This window comes from Pyxidicoccus sp. M6, from assembly GCF_055568925.1.
Map to the genome: position 1 here is coordinate 3,724,337 of NZ_CM145714.1, position 4,881 is coordinate 3,729,217.

General features: G+C 69.2%; 5 protein-coding genes. 1 reads left to right on the top strand and 4 read right to left on the bottom strand.

The window, feature by feature from the left end:
- Nucleotide 1 precedes the first annotated feature (1 nt).
- Both ACVTJA_RS15345 and ACVTJA_RS15350 read right to left on the bottom strand, forming a co-directional pair.
- Nucleotides 2-748 (bottom strand): phosphoadenylyl-sulfate reductase, encoded by a 747-nt coding sequence (locus tag ACVTJA_RS15345; protein ID WP_465837116.1) that lies wholly within the window; start codon nucleotides 746-748, stop codon nucleotides 2-4.
- 543 nt (nucleotides 749-1,291) lie between these two features.
- Nucleotides 1,292-1,957: a Uma2 family endonuclease gene (locus tag ACVTJA_RS15350; RefSeq protein ID WP_465837117.1), complete on the bottom strand. Its 666-nt coding sequence runs from the start codon at nucleotides 1,955-1,957 to the stop codon at nucleotides 1,292-1,294.
- Nucleotides 1,958-2,102: 145 nt separating this feature from the next.
- On the opposite strand from ACVTJA_RS15350, the gene ACVTJA_RS15355 reads away from it, so the two are divergent.
- On the top strand, nucleotides 2,103-2,864 hold the full coding sequence (locus tag ACVTJA_RS15355) for an SMI1/KNR4 family protein (RefSeq protein WP_465837118.1): 762 nt from the start codon (nucleotides 2,103-2,105) through the stop codon (nucleotides 2,862-2,864).
- A gap of 21 nt (nucleotides 2,865-2,885) precedes the next feature.
- On the opposite strand, the gene ACVTJA_RS15360 is transcribed toward ACVTJA_RS15355, so the two are convergent.
- Both ACVTJA_RS15360 and ACVTJA_RS15365 read right to left on the bottom strand, forming a co-directional pair.
- On the bottom strand, nucleotides 2,886-3,476 hold the full coding sequence (locus ACVTJA_RS15360; RefSeq protein WP_465837119.1) for a Uma2 family endonuclease: 591 nt from the start codon (nucleotides 3,474-3,476) through the stop codon (nucleotides 2,886-2,888).
- Nucleotides 3,477-3,569: 93 nt separating this feature from the next.
- Nucleotides 3,570-4,793 (bottom strand): alpha-hydroxy acid oxidase, encoded by a 1,224-nt coding sequence (locus ACVTJA_RS15365; RefSeq protein ID WP_465837120.1) that lies wholly within the window; start codon nucleotides 4,791-4,793, stop codon nucleotides 3,570-3,572.
- Nucleotides 4,794-4,881 lie beyond the last annotated feature (88 nt).

Sequence of the window (4,881 nt, forward strand, 5' to 3'; positions counted from 1 at the left end):
TTCAGCGGACCGGATGGAGGCCGCACTCGCTGTGCTCGCGGGCCTCCCACCACCAGCGGCCGGCGCGCTCGTCCTCGTACGGCTTCACCGCGCGGGTGCAGGGCGCGCAGCCGATGGACGGGTAGCCGCGGTCATGGAGCGAGTTGTAGGGGACGGCGTTTTGCTTCACGTAGGCCCAGACGTCCTGACGGGTCCACGTGGCCAGCGGGTTGAGCTTGAGGAGCCCGCCGTGCTCGGCATCGACTTCAGCGATTTCGACGGCGGTGCGGGTGACGGACTGCTCGCGGCGCAGGCCCGTCACCCAGGCCTCGCGGCCGGCGAGCGCGCGGCGCAGGGGCTCCACCTTGCGGATGGCGCAGCACTCCTTGCGCGCCTCCAGGCTCTTGCGGAAGGAGAAGTAGCCCTTCGTGGACTCCAGCGATTCCACGTGGGTGCGCTCGGGGAAGAAGGTCTCCACGGCGAGGCCGTAGCGGTTGCGGACGACTTCGATGAGCTCGTACGTCTCCGGGGGCAGGCGGCCGGTGTCGAGGGTGAAGACGCGGAGGCCGGGCGCGTGCTTTCGCGCCAGGTCGATGAGGACCATGTCCTCCACGCCGAAGCTGGAGGCGATGGCCGCGCGCGCGCCGAACCGCCGCTCCACCCACGCGAAGACCTCCTCCACGGGTGCGTCCGCCAGGGCACGTGCTTCATCGAGCAGCGCTGACGGGGAGGCGGCGGTGAGGGTGGCGGCGGACAGCGGGGACGACATGGAGGACTCCGAGAGTGGAAACGAAAACGGCCCGCCCCTTGAGAGGGCGGGCCGCGCGAGCAGGGAAGGTCGAGAAGGGACTGCTACCCACTCCTCGCTGCTCGGCACCCGCCGGGGGGCGGACACACGGGACACGCACACGCCAGACAGCACGCACAGCACACGCCCCGGGCCCACGACGCTCCGCGCGCGGTGGCCGGCGCGAGGGACTTCGGAGCGAGGGAGGCGGAGGAGGGCATGAGGCGCGTCAGCTGCGGAGTGAGAGCGGAAGGCGGAAAGTGAAAGGCCCGGCTCCTTCGAGAGGAGGCCGGGCCGGGGAGACAGCGCGGGGGACTCAGGAGTCCGGTGCGCGCGTCAACAACCCAGGCCCGACAGGGCACAACAGGCACACGACCGACAGCAGCGGCAGCGGAACAGCGCGGCGGTCGGGGTGGAGTGCGTCACCTGGGCGTCCAACGTAGCGGAGGAGTGTCCAAAGTAACGGCGGGTGGGGCCTGCCGTCAACCTGCCCTTCCGGGACAGGGTGGGAGTGTCGCTCACCCGTTACACGTCGCCCCAGAGATACGCGAGCTCCAGCTCGGCGGCCTCGAAGGGCTCGGCGCGAACGAGGGCCGCGCCGGAGTGCGTGGCGAGGAGCGAGTAGTCCGTACCCTCCAGGCGGAAGACCTCCAGCGAGCGGGCCTCCGGGTCCATCAGCCAGACGTGGCGCACGCCCTCGCGCGCATACACGGGAAGCTTCACCTTGCGGTCCAGGGCCTTCGTGGATGGAGACAGCACCTCGCAGGCCCAGTCCGGCGCGAGAGTAGAGGCTGCGGTCCTGTAAGGTCTGGGCATCCGCTCCCGGCGCCAGCCGGCCAGGTCCGGGACGAGCACGTCCTCTCCGAGATGAAGCTCCGGCTCGATGAGGAGAATCCATCCTCCGGGCCCATTCCGCGCCCGGTCGAACGGACCGCCCAGCTCGATTTCCAGTCGGGATGCCGCACCCGTGTGCGGCCCGGTGGGCCGAGGGCTGGCATGCAGCACTCCGCCGATCAGCTCCCCGATGACGTTATCGGGGAGGGCCTCCAGGTCCGCATACGTGGCCGGTTTCCGTTCCATGACTGCCCCATACTCCACGCCGCCCATGTCCAGTTCCATGGGGAGGGCATAACAAGCGGGTCTGACGTGCCAGGGCGGAAATGCGCCGGCCACCCTGGAAGGTTGTGCCATGAAGCCGCTCCATGCAAGCCTGGGCACGGCAAGCGTTCATCACGGGACCGCTTCGACGTGAGACTGGTGAGTAGGAACCCGGCTCATGTGGCGTCACTCAGTTACAACACCGTCGGGGCCGATGCCGGGGCCCCGGGAGCACGTCATGGGTGGAAAGTACAAGCCGTCGGGACTCGGCGGCCTGGCAGCGGCCTTACAGAAGGCGGGCCTCGCCACGAAGGAACAGGCGGAGCGCGCCGAGGTCGAGAAGCGGGCGCGTGACCGGCATGCCTACCTTGATTCGCTGGGGCTCCGCGGGCCCGCTGTCGAAAGCGCGGGCAGCTACCGGGCGCAGATTGCTTCCATCAATGAGTGGTTCGCAGCGCTGCTCCGGCGCGAGCCGGGCCTCGCGGCGCACGTGCCGGACGGGCGGACCCAGGCCGTGTCCATCGAGGGAGCACCGGCGACTCCCTCGGACGTGAGCGCCACAGAGCGCGCGCTGGGCTTCACGCTTCCTCCGTCATTCGCGGCCTTCCTCCTCGAAGTGGGCTCGGTCTCCTTCCTAGGCCCCTGGCTCGACACCACGACGCCCGTGGCGCGGTTGGTGGCCGCGAGTGCCTCGCTCGAAGCGGATGTCGCCTTGACCGCCGAGCGCTTCGTCCAGGTCGTGAAACAGAACGGCGTCACGCTCGATCCGAGCGCGCCCCGGCGACTGCTGTACGTCTCCGACGACAGGAATGGAGAGGCGGTCTTCGCCCTCTGTGCGCAGCGAGATGTCTCCGGTGAGGCCCCCGTCTTCATGCGCTTCCATGACGAGACCGATGCGCTCTACGACGCGTCCGCCTGCTTCCGGCAGTGGTTCACCGCGCGCCTCGCCCGCCTCCTGGATGAACTCCAGGAATGGCTCACCCGGGAAGCATCACGCTGAGGAGGACGCTCACAGCAGGCCCTAATTGCCCCAGACGAAGGCCAGCTTCAGCTCGACGGAATCGAAGGGCTCCACGCGGACAACAGCCGGGCCTGAGTGGGTGGCAATCAGCGAATAATTCGAGCCCTCCAGCCGGAGCACCTCCAGCACCTTGGCCTTTGGGTCCAGCAGCCAGACGTGCCTCACGCCCTCGCGCGCATAGATGGGCAGCTTCTCCTTGCGGTCCAAGGTCTTCGTCGAGGGAGACAACACCTCGCAGACCCAGTCCGGCACCCCGGTGAAAAACACCATCTCGCGCGCATTCGGCAGGCGCTCTTCGTGCCAGCCCGCCAGGTCGGGCACCAGTACGTCCGTTCCCAGATGCAACTCTGGCTCCCCCATGATGATCCAGCCACCGGGGCCTCCCTGGCCCGCCACAAAGGGCGTGCCCAATGCGACTCCCAGGTTGTAAGCCGAAATCGTGTGCGCCCCAGCCGGCCTCGGGCTGGTGTGCAGCACCCCGCCAATCAGCTCCCCGACCACGTTGTCGGGAAGCGCCTCCAGGTCCGCATACGTGGCCGGTTTCCGTTCCATGACTGCCTCATGCTCCCCGCCGCCCATGTCCAGTTCCATGGGGACGGCATACCAACCGGGTCTGACGTGCCAGGGCGGCACCAAGCCTACCACCCCGGTAGGTTGTCCCCGATTCCAGCGTGAGGCAACCCCTCAGCCCGCTTGAGTGCCACCCGCCGGCAGCCGGCGCGCTCCTTCCACGAGCCGCAGCGACGAACTCTGTGCCTCCAGCAGCGCCGGCATGTCCACCCGCAGCGCCGACCGGTCCAGGTCCGCCAGCTTCGGCCTCCCGAGCAGCGCCAGCGTCCGGTCAATCTCCTTGGAGAGGATATCCAGCGCCAGCTCCACTCCTGCCTGCCCGTTGGCCGCCAGTCCATACAGGAACGGCCGCCCAATCATGCAGGCCCGAGCCCCCATCGCGATTGCCTTCACCACGTCCGACCCACGTCGGATGCCGCCATCGAGGATGATCTCGCTGCGCCCCTCGACCGCGTCCACCACCTCCGGCAGCACGTCCACCGCACCCGGCAGGAAGTCGAGCTGCCGCCCGCCGTGGTTGGAGACGATGAGGGCCTCCACGCCCAGCTCCACCGCGCGCCGCGCATCCTCCGCGCACGAGATGCCCTTGAGCACCAGCGGCCCCGGCCACACCGAGCGCAGCCACTCCACGTCCTTCCACGTCACCGACGGGTCGAACTGGGCGTTGGTGAACTGCGCCACGGAGACCGCGTCCGTGCGCTTCAATTCCGGCAGGTCCACGAAGTTGCCGAACGTGGCCCGGGGACTGGACGACATCCGCAGCACCCACCCGAGGTGCCGGAACACGTCCAGCAGGTTGGTGAAGGTGATGCGCGGCGGAATCGTGAAGCCATTGCGCCGGTCATTCTCCCGGTTGCCCATGGCCGGCACGTCCACCGTGAGGCACAGCGCGCGGTAGCCCGCCGCCTTCGCTCGCTCCACCAGCGAGCGCGTCACGCCGCGGTCCCTCCACACGTAGAGCTGGAACCACAGCGGCGAGGACGCCGCGGCGGCCACCTCCTCGATGGTGCCGATGGACATGGTGCTCAAGGTGAACAGCGCGCCCCGGCTCGCCGCGCCCTTCGCGGCCAGCTCCTCGCCTCGGGGCGCGAGCAGTCCCGCGAGCCCCGTGGGCCCGAGGATGAGCGGCGTGGCCAGCTTCTCGCCGAGCACCGTGGTGGAGCGGTCCACCACGCTCACGTCCACCAGCGAGCGCGCCCGGAAGAGGTAGTGGTCGAAGCCGCGCCGGTTGGCGCTCGCCGTGAAGCCGTCCTCGGCGGCGCCTTCCACGTAGTCGAACACGGCCTTGGGCAGCCGTCGGCGGGCGCGCTGGCGGAGGTCCTCGATGTTGACGATCACGATGCGTGCTCCAGCAGGGAAGGAAGTCCCCGAGTGCGGCCGCCAGGATAGCAGCCTCGCAGGGGATGGCGCCGGGCCCCTGGGGAAG

Bases quoted from the DNA above. Each gene is read 5' to 3' on its own strand.
- ACVTJA_RS15345 (WP_465837116.1), bottom strand. From the start codon at position 748: ATGTCGTCCCCGCTGTCCGCCGCCACCCTCACCGCCGCCTCCCCGTCA.
- ACVTJA_RS15350 (WP_465837117.1), bottom strand. From the start codon at position 1,957: ATGGCACAACCTTCCAGGGTGGCCGGCGCATTTCCGCCCTGGCACGTC.
- ACVTJA_RS15355 (WP_465837118.1), top strand. From the start codon at position 2,103: ATGGGTGGAAAGTACAAGCCGTCGGGACTCGGCGGCCTGGCAGCGGCC.
- ACVTJA_RS15360 (WP_465837119.1), bottom strand. From the start codon at position 3,476: ATGGAACTGGACATGGGCGGCGGGGAGCATGAGGCAGTCATGGAACGG.